Origin of the sequence: Ahrensia kielensis DSM 5890 (assembly GCF_000374465.1) — a bacterium.
In the GTDB taxonomy this organism is placed as follows: domain Bacteria; phylum Pseudomonadota; class Alphaproteobacteria; order Rhizobiales; family Rhizobiaceae; genus Ahrensia; species Ahrensia kielensis.
In genome coordinates this window covers 414,754-437,960 of record NZ_KB894528.1, presented here as the reverse complement: position 1 = coordinate 437,960, position 23,207 = coordinate 414,754, and the positions used below count along the sequence as shown (strand labels likewise).

Here is a 23,207-nt window from a genome sequence, read left to right as displayed (position 1 = left end):
TTAAGTCCAATTTACCGGTTCCGTGCTCTACTCTGCTGCCTCAGCATAGCCCTTAATGGCTAAGCTTGAGCATTCTGCCATCACCGCAGAAGCACGGGCGATTGGGTTGGTCAAATAAAAGTCTTTCACGCTGGATGCAAATGCAGATTTGCCCAAACGCCCACCTTTCTTGGCTAATTGTGCAATTACAGCAGGATCACCGGCTTCAATTGCATCAATTGCCGCAAAATGCGGATGCGTTTCGTAAAGTTTGGCACGTAGTTGCGCCAGTGAGTCGAATGGAAGGCGCTGGCCCAACACATCAGAAAGGGCACGCAAGATAGCCCAATCTTCTTTTGCTTCGCCCGGCGCAAATCCAGCGCGATTAGTCATCTGAACGCGGCCTTCTGTGTTCACATATGTGGCTGACTTTTCAGTGTAAGTCGCAGCAGGCAAAATGATATCTGCATGATGCGCACCAATGTCGCCATGTGTACCGATATAAATTGTTGTCGCGCCAGCTTTACGGCTACGCAAATCCAATTCATCTGCACCAAGAAGGAACAACACATCTGCGTCTTTAACCGCAGCCACAGCGTCCATACCGTCGCCTGATGGCACGAACCCAAGGTCCAAGCCGCCAACACGTGCAGCAGCTGTATGAAGAACAGCAAAGCCGTTCCATGCGCCTTTAACAACGCCTGTTGCATCCGCAAGTTTGGCAGCATTGGCCAGAACGGCTGCACCATCGCCGCGCGCCAGAGCGCCCTGCCCGATGATGATCATCGGCTTTTTAGCGCGTTTTAAAACACCAGCAAATTTGTTTGTACCATCAACAAGCTCTTTGAGCGTTTCTGGTCCAGCGCCGAGCATTTCGTAATCATAGCGCAGGTCGCCCATATCGCCGATAACGCCAATTTTCATGCCGCTTGCACGGTATGCTTTACGAATACGCGCATTGAGCACTGACGCTTCAAAGCGTGGATTGGAGCCAATGATAAGCACAGCATCTGCGTCTTCAATGCCTTCAATCGTTGGATTGAAGATATAAGAAGAGCGGCCAAGTGCTGGATTGAGCGCTGCACCATCTTGGCGGCAATCAACGCTTGTTGAGTCGAGCGATGCGAGCAATTCTTTCATCGCATACATTTCTTCAACACCAGCCATATCGCCAGCGATTGAAGCAATCTGATTACCAGACTTGCCGTCCAATGCAGATTTGACAGCAGCAAAGGCTTGCGGCCATGTGGCAGGCTTAAGCTTACCGCTGGCATCGCGCACGAATGGGCGGTCAAGGCGCTGTGTGCGCAAACCATCCCAGACAAAACGTGTTTTGTCTGAAATCCACTCTTCGTTCACCGCTTCATTGATGCGCGGCATAATGCGCATAACTTCACGGCCGCGCGTATCAACACGGATAGCAGAGCCAACAGCATCCATCACATCAATAGATTCGGTTTTAGACAATTCCCAAGGACGTGCCTGAAACGCATAGGGTTTTGACGTCAAAGCACCAACGGGACAAAGATCAATGACATTGCCCTGAAGCTCAGATGTCATGGCTTTTTCAAGATAGGTTGTGATCTCGGCATCTTCGCCGCGGCCAAGCAAACCAAGTTCAGAAATACCAGCAACCTCTGTCGTAAAGCGAACGCAGCGCGTGCAATGAATGCAGCGTGTCATGATCGTTTTTACGAGCGGGCCAATATATTTATCTTCAACAGCGCGTTTGTTTTCTTGAAAACGCGACGAATCAACACCGTAAGCCATTGCCTGATCTTGAAGATCGCACTCGCCGCCCTGATCGCAGATTGGGCAGTCAAGTGGGTGGTTGATAAGCAGGAATTCCATCACGCCTTCGCGGGCCTTTTTGACCATTGGCGTGTTGGTGAAAATTTCAGGTGGCTGACCTTCTGGTCCAGGGCGCAGATCTTTAACGCCCATTGCACATGAAGCAGTCGGCTTTGGTGGGCCGCCTTTTACTTCAACAAGACACATACGGCAGTTACCAGCAATCGACAGACGCTCGTGGTAACAAAAACGAGGAATCTCGGCACCAGCCTCCTCACACGCCTGCAAGATCGTGTAGTGGTCTGGAACCTCTATTTCGTTGCCGTCAACTTTGACTTTCGTCATCGGTATCTTCCGTTCTTTTCGCTCATGCACAGCGCAGTTATATCTTCGGCGTTTAACCACCGCTAGGCCGTGCGGTAAAGACCTTAGTCGCCTCTAATGCACGTCCATCTGTTCTTTGTGACTGTTACCAGCCATTTTTCGCGCCGAGCAATCATTGACTGCCCATACACTTTAGTTCGTCGCAGGCATTTTGCCTGTATTAACGTCTTTATCCCGCACACGCATATGTTGATTGATATGCGCGATCAGCGACCACATAGGTTGGGCGTGAGCCCAATTTTGTTAAACCGTCTTTGCAAATGATTGATTTAGCAACATCATCATTGACGGCTTTAAATTCACTGGAATCATCAACAGGTTCTGACGCACCAGATTGTGCCGATGACATTACAGCAAAACGGCCACGGCTATCTGGAAAAGAATAGCTCACCAGAAAACGGTTATTCGATACAATCGAACCATAATCGATATCTGTGACATCCATCTGGAAAGACGATGTTTCCGATGAAGCAGACGCAGACGTTGATGCCGTTGTCGTTCCCCCGCTTGATGAACAAGCACCAAGAGCAAGAACACCGATTAATGCAAATGCAGAATTACGCATCATTCTGCCGCTACCATTACTGGCTGCACCTGATGTGCATTGTGAGAGAACTCATCAATACGGCGCTCAATTTCAGGACGGTAGTGGCGGATAAGACCTTGAATTGGCCATGCAGCCGCATCACCAAGCGCACAAATTGTGTGGCCTTCGATCTGTTTTGTCACATCCAGCAACATGTCGATTTCACGCTTCTGCGCATTGCCGGCGACCATGCGCTCCATAACACGCCACATCCAACCAGTGCCTTCACGGCACGGCGTACATTGGCCGCAGCTTTCGTGCTTGTAGAAATAAGCAAGACGCGCAATCGCTTTGACGATGTCTGTTGATTTATCCATCACGATCACAGCCGCAGTACCAAGACCAGACTGTAAAGCGCGCAACGAATCAAAATCCATCGGGCAATCAATGATTTGCTCTGCAGGAACCAGCGGCACGGATGAACCGCCCGGAATAACACACATAAGGTTATCCCATCCGCCGCGAATACCGCCGCAGTGACGATCAATCAATTCTTTGAAAGGAACCGACATTTCTTCTTCAAATGTGGCTGGCTGATTAACATGGCCAGATACACAGAAAAGTTTTGTGCCTGTGTTGTTTTCCTTACCGAAGGAAGCGAACCAGCCACCGCCGCGGCGTAAAATTGTCGGCGCAACAGCAATTGATTCAACATTGTTCACAGTTGTTGGGCAACCATAAAGGCCAACATTGGCTGGAAATGGAGGCTTGAGGCGCGGTTGGCCTTTTTTGCCTTCAAGGCTTTCCAAAAGCGCAGTCTCTTCACCGCAAATATAAGCGCCTGCGCCATGGTGCACATAAACATCCATGTCCCAGCCGCATTTATTATTTTTGCCCAGAAGTCCCGCATCATAACATTCGTCAATCGCAGCCTGTAGCGCATAGCGCTCGCGAATATATTCGCCGCGCACATAAATATAAGCGACATGCGCATTCATGGCGAATGATGCCAGCAAGCAGCCTTCGATCAGCGTGTGCGGATCGTGGCGCATAATATCGCGGTCTTTACATGTGCCTGGCTCAGATTCGTCAGCATTGACGACCAAGTAGTGCGGGCGTTCGCCCACTTCCTTTGGCATGAACGACCATTTGAGACCTGTAGGGAAGCCAGCACCGCCGCGTCCGCGAAGGCCAGAGGCTTTCATCTCATTAATGATCCAGTCGCGGCCCTTTTGGACCAGCGCCTTTGTACCATCCCAATGGCCGCGTGACATTGCGCCTTTAAGCGACTTGTCGTGCACGCCATAGATATTTGTGAAAATGCGGTCTTTATCTTGCAGCATCTTGCTATCCTATCGCGGTTTCTTGCCGAATACTTTGATGTATTCTGCTTCGCCGCCTTTGGCCAAAGCCTTGGCTTGTTTTATCCAGTCGTCACGCTCGATGCGGCCTTTGAATGAAAGCTCATCATCTACAATCGCAACGTCGGATTTTTTCCATTTTGCAATCTGGCTGAAATGCCAGAAGCCGAGACCATTCAATGTTTGCTCTAATTTAGGGCCAACACCTGAAATCAGTTTCAAATCGTCTGCAGCACCTTGCGGCGCAGAAAGACGTTCAGGACCAGCTGCTTTCGCCGCTGCCGGTTTCTTTGCAGCAGAACTCTTGGTCGCAGGCTTTTTCGCTGTTGTTGTTTCAGCAGCTGCCGCTTTTTTCGCAGTACCTGGCGCTGGTGCAGCATTCTTTGCAGAAACTGAATCAGCTGATACGCGATTTTCTTTCGGGCTTTTAACCGTTCCATCAGAAAGCGATGTGCTCTGCTTTGGCTTGGCCGCCCGTGTTGGCTTATCCGCAGATTTAGCGGTTTTTGCCTTAGCATTGCTATTGGCCGCTTTCGCGCTTTTGCCAACAGGCTTGCCGTTCAATGTTGTCAAACCACCAGCAGGCGCAGAGAAAATACGATCGATCTGCGGGCCCGGTTTAATGCTATCACCATTGCCTGCTTCAAATGCGTCGATGATTTCTTCAAGACGCTCTGGCGTCAAATCTTCATAAGTGTCTTTGAACACCATGACCATTGGCGCATTCACACAAGCGCCCTGACATTCCACCTCTTCCCAAGAAAGAGTTCCCTCTTCGTTGAGTTCAAACTGGTTCGGGCTGATTTTTGACTTACAAACAGCCATCAGTTCTTCAGAACCGCGCAACATGCATGGTGTTGTGCCACACACCTGAATGTGCGCTTTCGTACCCACAGGCTGAAGCATGAACTGCGTATAGAATGTAGCCACTTCCATCACGCGGATGAGCGGCATATTCAACATTTCTGCAATATGTTCGATCGATGCTTTGGTCACCCAGCCCTCTTGCTCTTGCGCAAGCATAAGCAAAGGTATCACAGCCGATTGTTCACGGCCTTTCGGGTATTTTTTAATCCAGACTTTCGCTTCCGCGCCAAGCGCACGGTTAAACTTAAAGCCTTCAGGCTGGACAGCATCTACTGCTAAACGACGAACGGACATTAGCGGTCCACCTCACCAAATACGATATCAAGAGAACCAAGCACGGCAGATACATCCGCGAGCATATGGCCGCGGCATAGGAAATCCATTGCTTGAAGATGGGCAAAGCCCGGTGCACGCACCTTACAACGATAAGGCTTGTTCGTACCATCAGATACGACATAAACGCCGAACTCGCCTTTCGGTGCTTCAACAGCTGCGTAAACTTCACCTTCAGGCACTTTATAGCCTTCAGTGTATAGTTTGAAATGGTGGATCAATGCTTCCATTGAACGCTTCATTTCGCCGCGTTTTGGCGGCACCATTTTACCGTCTGTCGAAGAAATTGGCCCTTGGCCTTCAGGCGCAAGCAGCTTTTCAACGCATTGGCGCATGATTTCAGCAGACTGGCGCATTTCTTCCATGCGAATGAGGTAGCGGTCATAACAATCGCCATTTTTGCCGATTGGAATATCGAACTTCATCTCATCATAACATTCATAAGGCTGGCTTTTGCGCAAATCCCATTTTGCACCAGAGCCGCGCACCATGACGCCAGAAAAGCCCCAAGCCCACGCATCTTCAAGTGCAACAACGCCAATATCAACGTTACGTTGTTTAAAGATTCGGTTGTTGGTCAAAAGGCCGTCGATTTCTTTGACAACGCCCAAGAATGGGTCAATCCAGTCGCCAATATCGCGCACCAATTGTTCCGGCAAATCCTGATGAACACCGCCTGGACGGAAATAAGCGGCATGCAAGCGTGCACCACAAGCGCGCTCATAGAACATCATCAGTTTTTCGCGCTCTTCAAAGCCCCAGAGCGGCGGTGTCAACGCGCCAACATCAAGCGCCTGCGTTGTGATATTCAGCATATGCGACAGGATGCGGCCGATTTCTGAATATAAAACACGAATCAACTGGCCACGGCGCGGCACTTCAATGCCAGCAAGTCTTTCAACAGCAAGCGCGAAAGCATGCTCCTGATTCATCGGCGCAACATAATCAAGGCGGTCAAAATATGGCACAGCCTGTAGATAGGTTTTGTGCTCGATTAGCTTTTCAGTGCCACGGTGAAGCAGACCGATATGCGGATCGATGCGCTCACAGATTTCACCATCCAACTCAAGAACAAGGCGCAAAACGCCGTGCGCCGCAGGGTGCTGCGGGCCAAAGTTGATGTTGAAGTTTCTGACATTATGTTCGGTCATGGTCTATTGGACCCGCTCTATAAAAGTGGAATTGTCTTTAGAAAATGAGAAGTAAGTTTCAACGCGTTTGTCGCATCCAGCCAATGAAAATGATTTACGCAATCTGTCTCGGTCCTCAGCGTATTTCTTACCGTATTCACTGTCAGCTTTTTGCACAGGAAGGTTGACCAACAGGTTAAACGCAGACTTATTTTCTGCTCTAATCTGAAAATGCGATGGGCAAGTCGTTAGCGCAATCTCATCATCAAGCGCAGTCTTTTGCAATTGCATCACGCAATCGCCAGGATTGCCTTCTGCAGAACCCTCAGGCAAAGCACCATTGGCCAATTGAAGAATATTGGCAGCACTAATTGTATAGCTGCAGCTCGGCACTTCTCGTGCAGATGCAGCATGCGCGCTAAGAAGAGCAGCAGCGCCAACCATTAGTGTTATGCTTACGCGCCCCTTCATCACTTGCTTTCTGCCTTTTCATCGCCTGGAAGCACATATTCTGCGCCTTCCCAAGGAGAAAGAAAATCAAAGTCACGGAATTCTTGGCGCAAATGAACAGGCTCATAAACAACGCGTTTTGTTTCGTCATCATAACGCACTTCCACAAAGCCAGTCAGCGGGAAGTCTTTGCGCAATGGATGACCTTCGAAGCCATAATCGGTCAACAAGCGACGCAAATCTGGGTGGCCTGTGAACAAGATGCCATACATGTCGTATGCTTCGCGTTCGAACCAATTTGCACCGGGAAAAATATCTGTCACGCTTGCAATAGGCGTATCTTCATCGGTCTGCGCTTTAACGCGAATACGCTGGTTCAATGTTGGGCTCATCAAATGATACACAACATCAAAGCGTTTTGCGCGTGCTGGATAGTCAACGCCGCACATATCAATGAAAGAGATGAATTTCATCTGCACATCATCGCGCAACACTTTGAGCGTCGCTGAAATATCCTCTGCTGCGACATTCACAGTCAATTCGCCAAAAGAAATTGAGAGCGAATGGTCAATATTGCCCAAGCCGTCGCTGACGGTGCTTGTCAAATCCTGCAAAGCGTCTTGCGCATTTTGTTTCGTTGATGTTGCCATCTTATTTCCCCTGCCCCTTACGGGACAATAAACCTAGCGTTCAATTGTACCTGTGCGGCGGATTTTCTTCTGCAGCATCAAAATGCCGTAAAGCAAAGCTTCTGCTGTTGGTGGACAGCCCGGCACATAAATATCTACCGGTACAATACGGTCACAGCCGCGCACCACAGAATATGAATAATGGTAATAACCACCGCCATTAGCGCATGATCCCATTGAAATCACATAACGTGGCTCTGGCATCTGGTCATAAACTTTGCGCAGCGCCGGTGCCATTTTGTTGGTCAATGTACCAGCAACAATCATGACATCGGACTGACGCGGCGATGCACGCGGCGCAACGCCAAAGCGTTCCGCATCATAACGCGGCATAGATGTGTGCATCATTTCAACAGCACAACATGCAAGACCGAACGTCATCCACATCAACGAGCCCTGACGGGCCCAGTTAATCAGATCATCCGTTGAGGTAACGAGAAAGCCTTTATCGGCTAGCTCATTATTCATCTCGCCGAAAAATGGATCATTCGCGCCTATCGGTTTTCCCGTAGACGGATCAATGATGCCCTTTGGCTGCGGCGCTACGAGCGTCTTGTTATCGCTTAATCCCATTCTAGCGCACCTTTTTTCCATTCATAGATGAAGCCAATTGTCAGAACGCCTAGAAAGACCATCATTGACCAGAAACCGAACATTCCCATTTCGCCGAATGAAACAGCCCAAGGAAAAAGAAAGGCAACTTCAAGGTCAAAAATGATGAACAAAATTGCGACCAAATAGAATCGCACATCGAATTTCATGCGCGCATCATCAAATGAGTTAAAACCGCACTCATAGGCAGACAATTTCTCAGGGTCTGGATTGCGGTAAGCAATCAAAAAAGGTGCGATCAAAAGCGCTGCGGCAATGCCAAAGCACACGACCAGAAATATGATTATTGGCAAATAGGAGGCGACGACTGCGTCCATCTTGTCTTTCCTAAACACTCTCGCTGCTTTTGCAGCATGCTTGTTAAGTGATTTTATCACGGGTCTTTTAGGCTGATCGCGCAAAAAACACAAACCAAAACCACAGTTTGTGTGGTGGGTTACTGCTATGTCGCACGTGGCGCAAGACCATATGAGAACAAAATGTGGAAGAACCTTTAAGTGCAGTAAAGATCGTGGGGAAAACAACACGCTAAGCGACACTTCGCCCCTGCGGTTAATTACGTAACACTTTGGAGGAAATGGAGAAAATGGCGCGAGTGACGGGGCTCGAACCCGCGACCTCCGGCGTGACAGGCCGGCACTCTAACCAACTGAGCTACACCCGCGCATCTTCTTCTTGCCAGCGTTGCTGACGTGGCGGTGATTTAGGCGGTTCTCTTTCAAGTGTCAACGGCGAATATCAGACTTTTGCAAGATAATTGCATACAAAATAAAAAGTTCATTTCTATGACAAGAAGGGGTTGCGGAAATCGAAATAGATGCGTAGAAGCCGTTGCGTTGGGGCGATTAGCTCAGTTGGTAGAGCGCTTCGTTTACACCGAAGATGTCGGGAGTTCGAGTCTCTCATCGCCCACCAGCCCCTTCCCTTATAAAGTTAGACGCCTATCCTGCCAAAATGCAGGAATATAGGCGCTTTATAACGGTTTTAGCTCATATCTATATGGAATCAGCACGGTAAACTGCATTAAATGCACAGTTTTAAGCCTGCGCATAGTTTCAACATCCATGATTCCAGCAAGCTTTAGTCTTTTAAAAATGTCGCTTCTTCGATGCGTTTTTTCACCAAAGCCCATAATTCTGGGCTGGCATCTTTAATCGGTTGATTCTTTTCAAGCACTTTTGCACGCCGAATATCGTGTGCGGTCCAGCTTTGACCGCCCGATTCTAAATTTTGTAGAACGGGCATTACGCGGTCACATGCTTTTGCAAATTTTGCTTCAGGCGTTTGCGCCTGCTCAAATTCATGCCAAAGCGCCAATAAGGGCTCGCCAATATTTGTGTCCAACATACCAAAGAGTCGCTCTGCAGCCTCAGCTTCTGCCGCAAATGCCTCTTGCCTTGCCTGTTCATCATAAACAAAAACATCACCGGCATCGATTTCCACAATATCGTGGATGAGTAACATTTTTAAAATCTTGAGACGATCCAGCTCGGCAGGCGCAGACTCAAGGAGAATCATTGCGGCAAGTGTCGTCTGCCAAGAATGTTCAGCTGAGTTTTCAAAACGATCTTCGCCCAGCGGCTTGGTTTGCCTTAATACGGATTTCAGTTTTTCGCTTTCCAGCAAAAATGAAACAATATTTTCCATTTTTTTATCCCCAAAAAAACGAAAGCCCGCGAACATGCGCGGGCTTTCGTACAAATATTATGCAGAAATTAGCTGTTCACAGCGTCTTTCAGGCCTTTGCCTGCAGAGAACTTAGGAACTCGTTTAGCAGGAATATCAACAGGCTGACCTGTCATAGGGTTACGGCCAGTTGTTGCAGCGCGCTGCTGAACAACGAAATTACCGAAACCAAGAACACGAACATCGTCGCCGCCCTTCAAAGTTTCTGTAATGACTTCAAAAAGTGCTTCAACAGCTGTTGTTGCATCGCTTTTTGTGATGCCAGCTTTTTCGGCTACAGCGCCGGCCAATTCGTTTTTATTCATTTCATTATCTCCAAGTTCCCATCGTTGAATATCAACGAATCAAGTTTGCCTAAAGCAATACGGGATAATAACGAGATTTTCGGAGTTTAGAAATCGAAACGGGCAAAACCCTATATTTTCTGGGGTTTCTGCACCGCTTTTGCTCATAAAAATAAAAAAACGCCGCAAAATGCGGCGTTTTTCGATCAAAATACAGAGCGTATTTAGAACGCTCCATATATTTTTACGGTCAATGAGCCAGATTCGCAGCCTGATTGGCACGTGCCAACCGCAAATCAGCCGCTAAAGCTTCTTCTTCTTCGCTCCACTCAATCGGTACTGGTTGCTCAACCAGCGCATGAAGCAAAACCTGATCCAAATGCGCTACCGGCACAATCTCAAGTGCTGACTTCACATTGTCCGGAATATCAGCCAGATCCTTGGCATTGTCTTCTGGAATAAGCACTTTCTTGATGCCGCCACGCACAGCTGCAAGTAGCTTTTCTTTCAGACCACCAATTGGCAGCACGCGTCCACGCAGTGTGATCTCACCTGTCATTGCAATATCCTTATGGATCGCAATACCAGTCAAAATCGACACAATCGATGTTGCCATCGCAATACCGGCAGATGGACCATCTTTTGGCGTTGCACCTTCCGGCACGTGAACATGAATGTCACGCTTGTCGAACTGTGTTGGTTTAATGCCGAACTCAATTGCCCGCGAACGCACATAGGATGCTGCCGCAGAAATTGATTCCTTCATCACATCCTTCAGATTGCCGGTAACCGTCATTTTGCCTTTACCCGGCATAGCGACGCCTTCAATCGTCAGTAATTCACCGCCAACTTCCGTCCACGCCAATCCGGTCACAACACCAACACGGTCTTCCGTATCAATTTCACCATGACGGAATTTCGGCACGCCCAGATAATCATCAAGATTGTCTACAGTGACTTTTACCGTTTTCGTATCCGTACGCAGAATCTCAGTCACGGCTTTACGGCCAAGTTTCATCAATTCGCGTTCCAAAGAGCGCACGCCAGCTTCACGTGTATAAAGCTGAACCGTTCTGCGGATTGCGTCCTCATCAACCGAAAACTCACCGTCTTGAAGCGCATTGTCCTTGATCGCCTTCGGCATCAGGTGACGTTTTGCGATCTCGACTTTTTCGTCTTCTGTGTAACCAGCGATACGAATGATTTCCATACGGTCCATCAATGGGCCAGGAATATTCAGCGAGTTAGCGGTCGTAATGAACATCGTTGATGACAAATCATACTCAACCTCAAGATAGTGATCCATGAACGCATTGTTCTGTTCAGGATCAAGCACCTCAAGCATTGCAGATGATGGATCACCACGGAAGTCCTGCCCCATTTTGTCAATCTCATCGAGAAGGAACAATGGGTTGGATTTCTTAGCTTTCTTCATCGACTGAATGATCTTGCCCGGCATAGAACCTATATAGGTTCTACGGTGACCACGGATTTCAGCTTCATCACGAACGCCGCCAAGCGCCATGCGCACAAACTCACGGCCTGTTGCTTTCGCAATAGACTTGCCAAGCGATGTTTTACCAACACCTGGAGGGCCAACAAGACACAAGATTGGGCCTTTGAGTTTGTTCTGGCGTTTTTGAACAGCCAGATACTCAATGATCCGCTCTTTGACTTTTTCCAAGCCATAATGATCTTCATCAAGCGTTGCTTGCGCTTCGTTCAAATCATATTTGACTTTGGTTTTCTTGTTCCACGGAATAGAAACCATCCAGTCCATATAATTGCGAACAACTGTTGCTTCAGCAGACATAGGGCTCATCTGCTTGAGCTTTTTCAGCTCAGCATCAACCTTTTCGCGCGCTTCTTTGGTGAACTTGGTTTTAGAGATTTTCTCTTCAAGTTCAGCAAGCTCGCCGCCGCCGTCCTCGCCGTCGCCAAGTTCTTTCTGGATCGCCTTCATCTGCTCATTGAGATAATATTCGCGCTGCGTCTTTTCCATCTGGCGTTTAACGCGGCTGCGGATACGTTTCTCGACCTGAAGCACAGAAATTTCAGCTTCCATGTGATCAAGCGCTTTTTCCAAGCGCTCTTTCGTCGAAGCTGTTTCCAAAAGCGTCTGCTTATCAGCAATTTTGATTGCAAGATGCGATGCAACTGTATCAGCCAGTTTAGAGAAATCCTCAATCTGGCCTACAGCGCCGACAACATCAGGCGAAATCTTTTTGTTGAGTTTTACATAATCTTCAAACTCAGACGCAACCGAACGCGCAAGCGCCTCGACTTCAATCGGGTCTTCTTCGACCTCAGCTGTAACGATTGCTTCAGCTTCCATGAAATCATCACCATTGATGAATTCAGTCACTTCCACACGGCTCACACCCTCAACCAATACTTTCACAGTATTGTCAGGAAGCTTTAGGAGTTGCAGCACATTGGCAAGCGTGCCGTTTGTGTAAATACCGTCGCCAGAAGGATCATCATCGCCAGCATCATGCTGTGTGACCAACAAAATCTGACGGTCGTTTTCCATCACATCTTCAAGCGCACGGATTGATTTATCGCGTCCGACAAAAAGCGGGACGATCATATGCGGAAAAACAACAATATCGCGCAATGGTAGAACGGCATAACGCCCGTCAACACCACCCGCTGCTGCTTCCATGATTTGGTCGCTCATAGTCTTTCCTTTCGTGCCTTTCGGCAGATATTTTAGACACATGCTAACATAGCCCTGTGTCCCGTCTTTTAGGGCACTTTTCGATGCAGTTAATTAAGGCATCTAGTCGGTGCTCAGTGTAATTGGAATTTCAAACACCTGATTTCAAGGATTTTAAACACCGTATGCACACGAATCATCGGGTATTCTGCCCTATTCGTGCATTTATGCAAAGATTAGGCCCACTTATCCTATATTTAGCCCTAAATTCCGAGCGCCATTCCAGCCGATAGAACCACAAGGGCTGCTAAAACACCAAGCCCGACATGCCGCCCGATAAAGATATAGGCTGCAAAGCCAGAAAGCGCTGCCGCTATACGCAGCAAAACAGGCGTTTCGGCCAAGGCACCGGACGGAAAGACAATCAACTGCGCAATAACAGCTGCAACCAACGCTGTGGCAACGGATCTAATATAGACCAAAATCTCTGAACTATCATCAATTCGGTTGCCCATCAGGACACCGAGCCAACGCCACATGTCCGTGGCAATCCATCCCGCGATAAGAATAAAGACCAGTGGCCACCACCACGTATCAATCGCCTCAAAGGTCATGCGTCACCTTTTGCCGTCTGCTTGCGCCAGATGCGCCCAATAATATAAGCGGCCGTTCCGCCGATGAAGCCGGTGGCAAGAAGATCTATTCCCGGAAGGGTGAGATAGAAATAAGGGCCAATCATAAGACCGATAACCATTGCAATCTTGCCTGTGACTTCTCGTGCAGAGCCCCAAAGCGAGGTCAAAAAATAGATGGGCGTTAAAAAGAAGAGCACGCCCAGCACTTTTGGCGAAAAACTATTGGCCGATAGATAAACACCAAGCACCACGAATTGATTAATCGCCGTGATCGTGCCGCCTAACCCGCCAAAATAATACGTTCTATATTGTTTGGGCACATCTTTGAAACGGCGCAGTGCAATGACCCATGCGGTGATTGCGATAAAATGCGACAATAAAAGCAGTACCCATGTGCGCGTATTCTTTGTGCGCATCTCTGGTATCAGCGCAATCGCCATCGGCATCATACGCGCAGAAGACAGCGTGACAGCGATAAAGGCTGCAATCAGCGTTGCACCATTGGATATGGCCGTAATCAGCACCACACAGGCTGGTAACGCCCATATAGTCGATGTCATGACCAATGCCTGAAGCATTGTGATGCCGTTTTCTCTGGCCAGTCCTGCAAAGCCCACAAACGCACACATCAATAAAAAGGTCGGGAGGCAAATAGCCTCACGCATACCTTTTAAGAGCCAATAGCGGCCTGCATTTTCTGGATTGAGAGATTCGTCGTTCATGCCCTTCGCTACCATGATTATAATAAACGTAAACAAAAAAGCGCCGGAACAATGTCCGGCGCCTTATTCGTTTTATGTTTATTTACGTGGCACCTTAGGCACACTGGATCGGCCTTTTGTACCGCTGCCGCCCTCGTCTTTGTCATCCTTGGTTGGCTTCTTGGATGCACTTGCCGCAGGTTTGCGTTTTACAGGCGCTTTGGTTGCCGTTTTGGCCTTGGCACCTGCCTTAGCCGTCACTTCAGACTTAGGCTTTATCGGCTCTTGTTCGGCGATTGTGTCGAGTTTTAGTGTCTCTACACCGCTCTTATCTTTTTCAACGGTGACTTTAACAGTACCGCCTTGTTTCAAGCTGCCGAACAGTAATTCTTCCGCCAATGGCTTTTTGATGTGCTCTTGAATGACACGGGCAAGCGGACGCGCGCCCATGCGCTCATCATAACCCTTATTCGCAAGCCAAGAGATTGCCTGTTTTGAAAGATCGAACACAACATTGCGGTCAGCCAATTGAGCCTCAAGCTGCATAACGAATTTCTGCACCACTTTGTGGATAACAGGCACCGGTAACGGACCAAACGGAATGATCGCATCCAAACGGTTGCGGAATTCCGGTGTGAAGAGCCTATTAATGGCCTCCACATCATCACCCTCACGTTTGGAAGAACCAAACCCGATCGCATTTTTAGCCGCATCAGAAGCACCAGCATTGGTTGTCATGATGATAACAACGTTGCGGAAACTCACTTCCTTGCCATTATTATCTGTCAACTTGCCGTGATCCATAACCTGCAACAAAATGTTGAAGAGATCTGGATGTGCTTTTTCGATTTCATCAAGCAGCAACACGCAGTGCGGGTTTTGATCGACGCCGTCCGTCAACAAACCACCCTGGTCAAAGCCGACATATCCTGGAGGCGCACCAATCAAACGCGATACGGTGTGACGCTCCATATATTCAGACATATCAAAGCGCAGTAATTTAACGCCAAGCGATGATGCCAGCTGATTAGCAACTTCGGTTTTACCAACACCTGTTGGGCCGGAAAACAGATAAGAACCAATCGGCTTTTCGATTTCGCGCAAGCCTGCCCGTGCCAACTTGATCGATGAAGACAAGGATTCGATTGCAAGATCCTGCCCGTAAACGACGCGCTTTAGCTCTTTTTCAAGACCAAACAGAACCTGCTCATCGTCTTTCGATACAGATTTAGGCGGAATCCGAGCGATTGTCGCAATGGTTTCTTCAATGTCGATGACATCAATCAGTTTTTTGCGTTTTTTCGCAGGCACCAACATTTGGCGCGCTCCAGTTTCATCAATCACGTCAATCGCTTTGTCCGGCAATTTACGGTCATTGATATAGCGCGCGGAAAGTTCAACCGACGCTTTAACGGCTTCGTCCGTATATTCCAGATTGTGATAATCTTCGAAATACGGTTTTAGGCCCCGCATAATGTCGATTGCATCTTCAATGCTTGGTTCTTTGACGTCAATTTTCTGGAACCGGCGCACAAGTGCGCGGTCTTTTTCAAAGAAATTACGGAATTCTTTGTATGTTGTGGAACCAATACAGCGGATTGAGCCCGATGAAAGCGCAGGTTTTAAAAGGTTTGACGCATCCATTGCGCCGCCTGATGTAGCACCTGCACCGATGACCGTGTGAATTTCATCGATGAACAGGATTGCGCCTGGAAAATCTTCCAGTTCTTTGACAACTTGTTTCAAACGCTCTTCAAAGTCACCGCGGTAGCGTGTGCCTGCGATCAAAGCGCCCATATCCAGCGAGAAGATCGTATCATCTTCAAGCACTTCTGGCACATCGCCATCAACGATACGTTTTGCCAAGCCTTCGGCAATCGCTGTTTTACCTACGCCCGGATCACCCACATAAAGCGGGTTGTTTTTTGAACGGCGGCAAAGCACCTGAATTGTACGGTTAATCTCTTCAGTACGGCCAATAAGAACGTCGATCTTGCCAGCGCGTGCTTTTGCATTGAGGTCTACGCAATAAGAAGACAACGCGCTTTCAGGTTTTTTTGCACCTTCTTCGCCTTCGCCCTGCCCGATATTTGGACCGCCCTCTTCTGCACCATCTGGTGTGCGTGCCACAGATGCGCCCGGACGCTTGGCAATGCCATGCGCGATGTAATTGACCGCATCATAGCGTGTCATATTTTGCTCTTGTAGGAAGTAAGCGGCATGGCTTTCACGTTCAGCAAAGATTGCGACAAGCACATTGGCACCGGTTACTTCTTCACGGCCAGATGATTGCACATGAATGACTGCGCGCTGAATAACACGCTGGAAGCCAGCCGTTGGCTTGGCGTCCTCATCATAACCTGTGGCAAGATTGGCCAGCTCATTATCAACATATTCAAAGAGCGTGCGGCGCAAAGCGTCCACATCAACATTGCAAGCATCAAGAACTGATTTGGCGTCAGAATCGTCAATGAGCGCCAATAGCAAGTGTTCAAGCGTGGCATATTCATGCTCGCGCTCGCTTGCTAGTGTCAGTGCCTGATGAAGTGCTTTTTCCAGACTTTGGGTAAATGCCGGCATTATTTTTTCTCCATCACACACTGTAAAGGGTGCTGGTTTTGACGCGCAAAATCCATCACCTGTGTTACTTTCGTTTCGGCAACTTCATATGTAAACACACCGCACTCGCCGACACCATACTGATGAACATGCAACATGATTTGTGTCGCTTGGTCACGGTTTTTCTGAAAAAATCTTTCCAGAACATGAACAACGAATTCCATCGGCGTGAAATCATCATTAAGCAGCAGCACGCGGTACATATTCGGCTTTTTTAATTTCTTGTCGGTACGCGTGATAACGCCTGTGCCGCGGCCGCCATCAGACGCACCGTCATCGTCCTCATTATCAGGACCAAGTGTTATCGAAACTCGTTCATCATTTTTCATTATCAGCAAAAGTTCTACTCGGCTTATATCACTCGAAGTTGCGCGTACTATGTAAGCACTCATGTTCTGATTTTAAGCCCCTTATATAAACGTGCAAGCTTGAGCCGAGCTTTCATGCAGTTTTGTTAGCATTTGAGCCCAAAATTTAAGGCTTTCTCGTATTAAAATTATGCAAAAAATAAAACCCGCCTGCTCTTTCGAACAGACGGGTCCATATCTAACCGAAGCGAGAAACGCTTCAGGCAATATTATTTTGTTGTTTTAGCAGCCGGTGTAGCAGCAGCTGGAACAAATGCTTCGAAAGGCTGGAAAGCTTCTTTTGCAACGTTCATGTAAAGTTCAGACATTTTTGTAGCCTGCGCAACCATCGCTTCGTAAGCTGATTTCGCATAGTCTGTCTGTACTTCCATTGCTTTTTCTACTGATTTTGTAGCAGTAAGTTTTTCAAAAGCAGCTGTACCAGTTTCGTACTGGGACTTAGAGAAGTCTGTCGCTTCTGATGCAATAGTCTGCATGCCTTTTGTCAAAGACGCATATGACTTCAATGATGAGTCCATCATTTCTTTGTTTGTTTTGCTAATTTCTTCGAATGACTTGATCATGGGAGTGACCTTTCAAATTGGTTTTCTAAGTATCTCCGAGATACGTCACCGCTCTCGTTAAGGAACATATAGTGTGCACCGCACCATAATGCAAGTGTCAATTTGGTGCAGTGCAACATTTTCGTGATTTTATCTATTTTTAGTCAAAACCGTCTCAAATTGGATAGAAATCGATTACCATAAACGGATTGGTAACCCTGTTCGGCTAGGTTTTGGAAAGTAATGGCTTTGAAAGCCTGTATTTGAGTTCAGTGTAAAAGTGTGAGTTAATCGTGTTCCAGTCATCCGACCGCCCGACGTCCTTCGCCAAATCATCAAAGTTCAAGGTCATAGCCGCCGTGCTTGTCGCCTTCTTTGTCGCTGCACCTGTTAGTCAGGCGCATGCGAACTCAAAATATGCAGGTATCGTCATTGATGCCCGAACAGGTAAAACGCTTTATGACTATAAAGCAGACGAAAAGCGCTATCCGGCATCGCTAACGAAAATGATGACGCTTTATATGCTGTTTGAGGCAATGAAGCAGGGTAAGGTCAAGAAATCGACCAAAATCCGCATTTCTAGTCATGCCGCATCAATGGAACCATCTAAGCTTGGCATTAAAGCAGGCGGTTCACTTACTGCTGAACAGGCCATCTATGCGCTTGTTACCAAATCAGCCAATGATGTTGCCGCGGCAATTGGTGAGCACCTTGCCGGAACCGAAAGCAATTTCGGTGTCATGATGACCCGCAAAGCACATCAATTGGGCATGAAATCAACGGTGTTTCGCAATGCGTCCGGTCTTCCAGATTCCAGACAAGTATCTACAGCCCGCGACATGGCGCGCCTAGGTATTGCATTGCAGGAACATTTCCCACGTGAATTTGCTTATTTCAAAACACGTAGCTTTAAGTATGGTCGCTCAACATTCGGCAACCACAATCGTCTGCTTGGTAAAATCAAAGGCGTGGATGGCATTAAAACCGGCTACACACGTGCCTCAGGCTTCAACCTTGTTACTTCTGTAAACACAGGTGGTCGCAGCATCGTTGGTGTTGTTCTGGGTGGCCGCACAGGTAACTCACGCAACGCACAGATGACAAAACTCATTAACTCATATCTCGGCAAAGCTTCGCGCCGTGGTGGTGGTGATTTAATTGCAAAAGCAAGCCCAACCCAGTTCGCAGCGCCAGTACAAGCAGGTATTGCGAGCATATCTCCGTCTCGCTTGCCTATTCCGGCTGATTTACAGCGCCCTGAAGTCACTCAAGAAGCCGTTGCCGTTGCTTACGCCCCTGTTCCAAAGCCTCGCGTGAACGTTGATAGCGGCATCACAACAGCATCCATCAAACCGCGTTCAGGCTGGGTCATTCAGATTGCTGCATTGGACAGTCAGTCGCTTGCTCTTGATTATTTGCGTGATGCGCAGTCCAAAGCATCTTCAGTTCTTGATCAACGCGACCCTTTTGTTGAAGTATTCAAAAAAGGCAATGCAACATATCACCGTGCACGCTTTGCAGGCTTTGCCTCTAAATCAGACGCATGGGACACATGTTCAGCACTGAAACGTTATGATTACGCCTGTATGGCCTATCAAAAGTAACCCTATTTATCACCTTTGAGTGAATGTGTTTGTTCACTCAAATTCAAATTCTGAACCCTCGTATTTTGTATCAGGATCTATCTTCATGCGCTCGCAACAAAAAGTCCTTCGCCTCGTTAACCCGCTGCGCCAAAAACGCACTACCGCCAACATCGGGGTGAACGCGCTGCATCAAGCTTCGATGCGCCTTTCTGATTTCCACAGCGGTCGCTCCCGCCTCAATGCCAAGGATCTGATAGGCTTCTTGATGTGTCATGGCTCCAGATTGAGCCGCGCCAGTGCGCCCCGCGCTCGCGTTCGTCTCAAAGTCATCTCGCCATTGCGGCAAACGGCGGTCAAGATACGCCTCTAATAATTGCATGCTTTCATGGTCGCCGGACATTTCGGCGGCCAAAATCAGCAGCGCTTCGTCGCTAAGCTCGTCAAGTACATCGCCCTCAAAGCTACCAGCCAGCACAACGCCGTTCATGGCGCCGGTATCATGATCGAGCATCATTTCCAGCATCGCGGTGCGCACCGTTGATTTTTGCGCCTTGGCTTTTGTAACACCGCTATATTTGCGCATCCGCGAAAACAGAGCAAAAGCAACCATCATCATCGGCCCGCCGATTGAAACCCTGCCCGCAAAGCTTAGAATGATACCAACAACGCCAAGAATGATTGGCACAGCAAGACGCAACCCTTTTGCGATTTGTGCTGGTTTTGCATTGAGCGCGTAAATACCCAGCAAAATGGCAATGCCTATACAGCCAATGAGTACGAGAAGAATGGTCATGATCTTCTTCCGCCTGATAGTTTTTCTAATAATAATTTATCTGATTGTGCGCCGCGCAATTGAAGCGCTTTGATGCCGCCTGTCGCATAGATGGCAATTGATGACAGCAAGTCTTTCAATACATTGGGCGCATTGCGGTCAAACCTGAACCAACCGCCTGATGATAAGCGCGCAACTTCTTTAAACGCTGCTTCGGCAAGGTTGTTATGGCCTTCCTGAAACACGAAAACCGGCACTTTGCGCATGCCAAGCTGCGCAGCCACATGGCCTAAATCATCTGGATTTTCTTCCATCGCATCACCAATATAAACCAAGGCATTGATCGGCACATTGGCATTCTCATCAATGGCGTGTTTCAAAACTTTATTGATTTGCGTGTGGCCAGCTCTGCAATCAATCTTGCTCATCATAGTGGCCAAATCATCGCCGGAGCGCACCCAGCGCGATGCGCGGCACTCGCCGCTGCCGCGAAAATAAACCAGCTGCATGGACAAGGGCGTTGATTTGCTGACCGCTTTGAACATCTCCGCTTGAATATGGCACGCCATATCCCATGTTGGCTGACGGCTCATGGTCGCATCGAGTGCCAAAACGACCCTGCCCTTTGCACCGTTTGCAGCGCTCTTGGCTTGATTGAGAAAGCTGCTGATTTCAGACGCAGAAGACCGCGCCACTGCGCCGCCTTTTGCAGTCGTTGGGTTTCGTACAGGAATTTTTGAACGCTCTTTCATGATTATAAAATGGCGCTCTTGTTTACTTATGCAAGCTAAATCAGGCCAAGGCCTGCTAATTCAGCGCGCATCTCTTCTGGCATATCTGAAATTTCAGCTTCTCCAGCGCCTAAATCGCGCGGCGTATCTTCTGCTTTGAAATAGCGCCACCCTTGAAAAGGACGTTTTGGCTGGTGCGCGGTGAGTACAAGTTCAGGCTTCATCACGATATCGCAGCGCGAAATGCCTTGGCTGTCATTATAGGTGCGCAGATCAATAATCTCTTGCCTGCATTGAACACGGCCCTTGATCACCCAATAGAGCGATCCCGCACCAATGATTTCATCTGCGCGTTTCGGCGCCATACGTGTCGTATGCACGATTTCAAGCGGTTGCTTAACGGCGCTCAATCGCTTTTTACGGCGTTCGATCGACTGCGCCAAATCGTCAACTGTTTCCACGCCGACGCATAATTTTATGAGATTTAAGGCCATATGTTTAAAATGGACATCTGCCGATAGAAATCAATGGCGCGATTTAACAAGCCACAACATTCACAGCCAAACCGCCCTGACTGGTTTCTTTGTATTTCTCATCCATATCACGGCCTGTTTGGCGCATTGTTTCAACGCAAGTGTCAAGCGACACGATATGTTCGCCGTCACCCATCAATGCCAAAGACGCAGCCGTTACCGCTTTTACCGCGCCAAGACCGTTGCGCTCAATACATGGCACCTGCACGAGTCCTGCGACCGGATCACAGGTCATGCCGAGGTGATGTTCCAAAGCAATTTCAGCAGCATTTTCGATTTGTTCGGGCGTGCCGCCCATAATCGCAGCAATACCGGCTGCGGCCATTGCAGAAGCAGACCCCACTTCGCCCTGACAACCGACCTCTGCACCCGAAATCGACGCATTGTGCTTAATCAAACCGCCTATGGCCGCCGAGGTGAGCAAGAATGTGCGAATATCTTCAGGCTTAATATTATCATGGAACTTTGTGATGAACTTCAACACAGAAGGAACAACACCGGCTGCCCCATTGGTTGGTGCGGTGACAACACGGCCACCGGCCGCATTTTCTTCATTGACCGCCATTGCGTAAACATTCAGCCAGTCATTTGCTTCCAGCGGGTTAAACTTGTTTGACAAGCGCCTTTCGTCCAAGCGTTCGGCCAATTGTGCAGCGCGGCGGCGCACTTTTAATCCACCGGGCAAAATACCGCTTTCATTCATGCCGCGCTCAATGCAGCCATCCATCGCAGACCAGATACCGTCCAGCTTGGCGTTTAATTCAGTCTCGCTAATACGGCACAGCTCATTATCGCGTTTCATCGCCGCGATGGATTTGCCTGACTTTTTAGCCATGGCCATCATTTCAGCGGCTGTTTTGAAGGGAAAAGGCACATCGGGTGCTGGTTCTGGCGTGGCGATATTATCGATCCGCGCCAATTCTTCTTCTGTGACAACGAACCCTCCGCCTACCGAATAATAGACGCGCCGTAACAATGTGCGTCCTTCTCCATCATAGGCGCTAAAGGAAAGTCCGTTCGCATGACCAGGCAAGGCTTGCTTTTTGTCAAAGATGAGATCGGTTTTGGGATCAAAATCGTAAGCAGGATGACCTTCTGGTGTAACTTGCCTTGTCTCTTTGATGGCAGAGACAATTTCATCAATCTTATTGGGATCGATTTCGGCGGGCAAATAGCCAGCCAAGCCCAGCATAACAGCGCGGTCTGTCGCATGGCCAACACCAGTGAAAGCCAGTGAGCCATGCAGGGATGCACCAAGACGCTTGATTTCTGAGGCTTGTGGTTTGGGCCAGTTGCCGGAAAGTATTTCTTCCAAGAAACGCGCGGCAGCCGTCATCGGCCCCATCGTATGCGATGAGCTGGGTCCAATACCAATTTTGTAGAGGTCAAAGACGGACAGAAACATAAACAAACTCCGGTTGTCGTACTAACTTAAACCAAGCTTGCTAGAAGTTTCGCTTTTTGTCGACATGTGCTGTCAGAAGCGCGACATAAAAGAAATAAAACCGGATTTAAGAAACCGGCTGAACTGCGTTTGAGGCTAATTCTTGGCCTGAGCCACTCAACATAGCGATGATACAAACCAACACGACGAAAATACCAAGAGCCCAAGCGGTGATGTTCCAGCAAGGCTTCTCTACGTGATCTTCCATATGAACTTTGCCCATAATTAATTTAAACCCAACGAGCTGTTTGAATAGCTGTCGTGAAGACGGCGTATAGGCCGGTGTATCTGGGGACGCAAGTTAAAAAACTATTAACACCGTGAATGGCTGATATGCATCGAAAGCATAGGAGAAAACAAAGCCCGATATTTCAATCACTTAAATAGATAACAACGCTTAATATCTATTAACATCACAATTTGAACTCTTGGCGCTGGCTGTGAAATAGAGTGGAAAACCATCTTGAATTCAAAAACCGTCACAAATTTAGATATTTATACCGCTCCTAAAACTCTAACGTTTTG

General features: G+C 48.3%; 23 protein-coding genes and 2 tRNA genes. 2 read left to right on the top strand and 23 right to left on the bottom strand.

Annotated features, from left to right (window positions below):
- Window positions 1-27 precede the first annotated feature (27 nt).
- The 10 genes from nuoG to C504_RS0102075 all read right to left on the bottom strand — a co-directional run bounded on the left by nuoG (window position 28) and on the right by C504_RS0102075 (window position 8,786).
- The gene (gene nuoG, locus C504_RS0102120) at window positions 28-2,115 is read right to left on the bottom strand and encodes an NADH-quinone oxidoreductase subunit NuoG (RefSeq protein ID WP_018687651.1); all 2,088 of its coding nucleotides are present in this window, start codon (window positions 2,113-2,115) and stop codon (window positions 28-30) included.
- Between the two features lie 208 nt (window positions 2,116-2,323).
- A complete protein-coding gene (locus C504_RS0102115; RefSeq protein WP_156815829.1) occupies window positions 2,324-2,722 on the bottom strand; it encodes a hypothetical protein in 399 nt (132 codons plus the stop codon).
- Window positions 2,719-4,023, bottom strand: coding sequence for an NADH-quinone oxidoreductase subunit NuoF (gene nuoF, locus C504_RS0102110; protein ID WP_018687649.1), 1,305 nt, complete (start codon window positions 4,021-4,023; stop codon window positions 2,719-2,721). Before nuoF ends, C504_RS0102115 begins: the two co-directional genes overlap by 4 nt.
- A 9-nt stretch (window positions 4,024-4,032) precedes the next feature.
- On the bottom strand, window positions 4,033-5,202 hold the full coding sequence (locus tag C504_RS0102105) for an NADH-quinone oxidoreductase subunit E (protein WP_018687648.1): 1,170 nt from the start codon (window positions 5,200-5,202) through the stop codon (window positions 4,033-4,035).
- The gene (locus C504_RS0102100) at window positions 5,202-6,392 is read right to left on the bottom strand and encodes an NADH-quinone oxidoreductase subunit D (protein WP_018687647.1); all 1,191 of its coding nucleotides are present in this window, start codon (window positions 6,390-6,392) and stop codon (window positions 5,202-5,204) included. Before C504_RS0102100 ends, C504_RS0102105 begins: the two co-directional genes overlap by 1 nt.
- A 3-nt stretch (window positions 6,393-6,395) precedes the next feature.
- Window positions 6,396-6,815 carry a hypothetical protein gene (locus tag C504_RS0102095; protein WP_169385073.1) on the bottom strand — a complete coding sequence of 140 codons (420 nt, stop codon included), beginning with the start codon at window positions 6,813-6,815 and terminating at the stop codon, window positions 6,396-6,398.
- 26 nt (window positions 6,816-6,841) lie between these two features.
- Window positions 6,842-7,471 (bottom strand): NADH-quinone oxidoreductase subunit C, encoded by a 630-nt coding sequence (locus C504_RS0102090; protein WP_018687645.1) that lies wholly within the window; start codon window positions 7,469-7,471, stop codon window positions 6,842-6,844.
- A gap of 33 nt (window positions 7,472-7,504) precedes the next feature.
- A complete protein-coding gene (locus tag C504_RS0102085; RefSeq protein WP_018687644.1) occupies window positions 7,505-8,083 on the bottom strand; it encodes a NuoB/complex I 20 kDa subunit family protein in 579 nt (192 codons plus the stop codon).
- On the bottom strand, window positions 8,074-8,439 hold the full coding sequence (locus tag C504_RS0102080; RefSeq protein ID WP_018687643.1) for an NADH-quinone oxidoreductase subunit A: 366 nt from the start codon (window positions 8,437-8,439) through the stop codon (window positions 8,074-8,076). The genes C504_RS0102085 and C504_RS0102080 overlap by 10 nt, the downstream gene beginning before the upstream one ends.
- Window positions 8,440-8,709: 270 nt before the next feature.
- Window positions 8,710-8,786, bottom strand: a tRNA-Asp gene (locus C504_RS0102075).
- A 175-nt stretch (window positions 8,787-8,961) separates the two neighbouring features.
- Between C504_RS0102075 and C504_RS0102070 the strand changes: the two genes are divergently transcribed.
- Window positions 8,962-9,037: transfer RNA gene (locus C504_RS0102070), tRNA-Val, on the top strand.
- A 165-nt stretch (window positions 9,038-9,202) separates the two neighbouring features.
- Here C504_RS0102070 and C504_RS0102065 read toward each other — a convergent pair.
- From C504_RS0102065 to C504_RS0102030, 8 genes are all read right to left on the bottom strand, one after another.
- Window positions 9,203-9,769, bottom strand: coding sequence for an HD domain-containing protein (locus C504_RS0102065; RefSeq protein WP_211097942.1), 567 nt, complete (start codon window positions 9,767-9,769; stop codon window positions 9,203-9,205).
- A 68-nt stretch (window positions 9,770-9,837) separates the two neighbouring features.
- On the bottom strand, window positions 9,838-10,113 hold the full coding sequence (locus C504_RS0102060) for an HU family DNA-binding protein (RefSeq protein ID WP_018687641.1): 276 nt from the start codon (window positions 10,111-10,113) through the stop codon (window positions 9,838-9,840).
- A gap of 229 nt (window positions 10,114-10,342) precedes the next feature.
- Window positions 10,343-12,772, bottom strand: a complete 2,430-nt coding sequence (lon, locus tag C504_RS17040) for an endopeptidase La (RefSeq protein ID WP_018687640.1) — start codon at window positions 12,770-12,772, stop codon at window positions 10,343-10,345.
- A gap of 242 nt (window positions 12,773-13,014) precedes the next feature.
- Window positions 13,015-13,365: an AzlD domain-containing protein gene (locus C504_RS0102050; protein ID WP_018687639.1), complete on the bottom strand. Its 351-nt coding sequence runs from the start codon at window positions 13,363-13,365 to the stop codon at window positions 13,015-13,017.
- The gene (locus C504_RS0102045; RefSeq protein ID WP_035266503.1) at window positions 13,362-14,108 is read right to left on the bottom strand and encodes an AzlC family ABC transporter permease; all 747 of its coding nucleotides are present in this window, start codon (window positions 14,106-14,108) and stop codon (window positions 13,362-13,364) included. Before C504_RS0102045 ends, C504_RS0102050 begins: the two co-directional genes overlap by 4 nt.
- A 78-nt stretch (window positions 14,109-14,186) precedes the next feature.
- Window positions 14,187-16,667, bottom strand: a complete 2,481-nt coding sequence (gene clpA / locus C504_RS0102040; RefSeq protein WP_018687637.1) for an ATP-dependent Clp protease ATP-binding subunit ClpA — start codon at window positions 16,665-16,667, stop codon at window positions 14,187-14,189.
- A complete protein-coding gene (gene clpS / locus C504_RS0102035; protein WP_018687636.1) occupies window positions 16,667-17,035 on the bottom strand; it encodes an ATP-dependent Clp protease adapter ClpS in 369 nt (122 codons plus the stop codon). The genes clpA and clpS overlap by 1 nt, the downstream gene beginning before the upstream one ends.
- Window positions 17,036-17,283: 248 nt before the next feature.
- Window positions 17,284-17,637 carry a phasin family protein gene (locus C504_RS0102030; RefSeq protein ID WP_018687635.1) on the bottom strand — a complete coding sequence of 118 codons (354 nt, stop codon included), beginning with the start codon at window positions 17,635-17,637 and terminating at the stop codon, window positions 17,284-17,286.
- Window positions 17,638-17,909: 272 nt separating this feature from the next.
- Between C504_RS0102030 and C504_RS0102025 the strand changes: the two genes are divergently transcribed.
- Window positions 17,910-19,220 carry a D-alanyl-D-alanine carboxypeptidase gene (locus C504_RS0102025; RefSeq protein WP_018687634.1) on the top strand — a complete coding sequence of 437 codons (1,311 nt, stop codon included), beginning with the start codon at window positions 17,910-17,912 and terminating at the stop codon, window positions 19,218-19,220.
- A 70-nt stretch (window positions 19,221-19,290) separates the two neighbouring features.
- Here C504_RS0102025 and C504_RS0102020 read toward each other — a convergent pair whose 3' ends face one another.
- The 5 genes from C504_RS0102020 to C504_RS18665 form a co-directional block, all read right to left on the bottom strand.
- Entirely contained in the window at window positions 19,291-19,995 is a 705-nt protein-coding gene (locus C504_RS0102020; RefSeq protein ID WP_018687633.1) for a DnaJ domain-containing protein, read from the bottom strand.
- Complete coding sequence (locus tag C504_RS0102015) at window positions 19,992-20,726, bottom strand: hypothetical protein (RefSeq protein WP_018687632.1); 735 nt, start codon at window positions 20,724-20,726, stop codon at window positions 19,992-19,994. The genes C504_RS0102020 and C504_RS0102015 overlap by 4 nt, the downstream gene beginning before the upstream one ends.
- 35 nt (window positions 20,727-20,761) lie before the next feature.
- Window positions 20,762-21,199 carry a DUF1489 family protein gene (locus C504_RS0102010; protein ID WP_018687631.1) on the bottom strand — a complete coding sequence of 146 codons (438 nt, stop codon included), beginning with the start codon at window positions 21,197-21,199 and terminating at the stop codon, window positions 20,762-20,764.
- Window positions 21,200-21,242: 43 nt separating this feature from the next.
- A complete protein-coding gene (locus tag C504_RS0102005) occupies window positions 21,243-22,643 on the bottom strand; it encodes an L-serine ammonia-lyase (RefSeq protein WP_018687630.1) in 1,401 nt (466 codons plus the stop codon).
- 106 nt (window positions 22,644-22,749) lie between these two features.
- The gene (locus C504_RS18665; protein ID WP_018687629.1) at window positions 22,750-22,890 is read right to left on the bottom strand and encodes a hypothetical protein; all 141 of its coding nucleotides are present in this window, start codon (window positions 22,888-22,890) and stop codon (window positions 22,750-22,752) included.
- Window positions 22,891-23,207: the final 317 nt, after the last annotated feature.

Bases quoted from the DNA above. Each gene is read 5' to 3' on its own strand.
- nuoG (WP_018687651.1), bottom strand. From the start codon at position 2,115: ATGACGAAAGTCAAAGTTGACGGCAACGAAATAGAGGTTCCAGACCAC.
- C504_RS0102115 (WP_156815829.1), bottom strand. From the start codon at position 2,722: ATGATGCGTAATTCTGCATTTGCATTAATCGGTGTTCTTGCTCTTGGT.
- nuoF (WP_018687649.1), bottom strand. From the start codon at position 4,023: ATGCTGCAAGATAAAGACCGCATTTTCACAAATATCTATGGCGTGCAC.
- C504_RS0102105 (WP_018687648.1), bottom strand. From the start codon at position 5,202: ATGTCCGTTCGTCGTTTAGCAGTAGATGCTGTCCAGCCTGAAGGCTTT.
- C504_RS0102100 (WP_018687647.1), bottom strand. From the start codon at position 6,392: ATGACCGAACATAATGTCAGAAACTTCAACATCAACTTTGGCCCGCAG.
- C504_RS0102095 (WP_169385073.1), bottom strand. From the start codon at position 6,815: ATGGTTGGCGCTGCTGCTCTTCTTAGCGCGCATGCTGCATCTGCACGA.
- C504_RS0102090 (WP_018687645.1), bottom strand. From the start codon at position 7,471: ATGGCAACATCAACGAAACAAAATGCGCAAGACGCTTTGCAGGATTTG.
- C504_RS0102085 (WP_018687644.1), bottom strand. From the start codon at position 8,083: ATGGGATTAAGCGATAACAAGACGCTCGTAGCGCCGCAGCCAAAGGGC.
- C504_RS0102080 (WP_018687643.1), bottom strand. From the start codon at position 8,439: ATGGACGCAGTCGTCGCCTCCTATTTGCCAATAATCATATTTCTGGTC.
- C504_RS0102065 (WP_211097942.1), bottom strand. From the start codon at position 9,769: ATGGAAAATATTGTTTCATTTTTGCTGGAAAGCGAAAAACTGAAATCC.
- C504_RS0102060 (WP_018687641.1), bottom strand. From the start codon at position 10,113: ATGAATAAAAACGAATTGGCCGGCGCTGTAGCCGAAAAAGCTGGCATC.
- lon (WP_018687640.1), bottom strand. From the start codon at position 12,772: ATGAGCGACCAAATCATGGAAGCAGCAGCGGGTGGTGTTGACGGGCGT.
- C504_RS0102050 (WP_018687639.1), bottom strand. From the start codon at position 13,365: ATGACCTTTGAGGCGATTGATACGTGGTGGTGGCCACTGGTCTTTATT.
- C504_RS0102045 (WP_035266503.1), bottom strand. From the start codon at position 14,108: ATGAACGACGAATCTCTCAATCCAGAAAATGCAGGCCGCTATTGGCTC.
- clpA (WP_018687637.1), bottom strand. From the start codon at position 16,667: ATGCCGGCATTTACCCAAAGTCTGGAAAAAGCACTTCATCAGGCACTG.
- clpS (WP_018687636.1), bottom strand. From the start codon at position 17,035: ATGAAAAATGATGAACGAGTTTCGATAACACTTGGTCCTGATAATGAG.
- C504_RS0102030 (WP_018687635.1), bottom strand. From the start codon at position 17,637: ATGATCAAGTCATTCGAAGAAATTAGCAAAACAAACAAAGAAATGATG.
- C504_RS0102020 (WP_018687633.1), bottom strand. From the start codon at position 19,995: ATGACCATTCTTCTCGTACTCATTGGCTGTATAGGCATTGCCATTTTG.
- C504_RS0102015 (WP_018687632.1), bottom strand. From the start codon at position 20,726: ATGAAAGAGCGTTCAAAAATTCCTGTACGAAACCCAACGACTGCAAAA.
- C504_RS0102010 (WP_018687631.1), bottom strand. From the start codon at position 21,199: ATGGCCTTAAATCTCATAAAATTATGCGTCGGCGTGGAAACAGTTGAC.
- C504_RS0102005 (WP_018687630.1), bottom strand. From the start codon at position 22,643: ATGTTTCTGTCCGTCTTTGACCTCTACAAAATTGGTATTGGACCCAGC.
- C504_RS18665 (WP_018687629.1), bottom strand. From the start codon at position 22,890: ATGGAAGATCACGTAGAGAAGCCTTGCTGGAACATCACCGCTTGGGCT.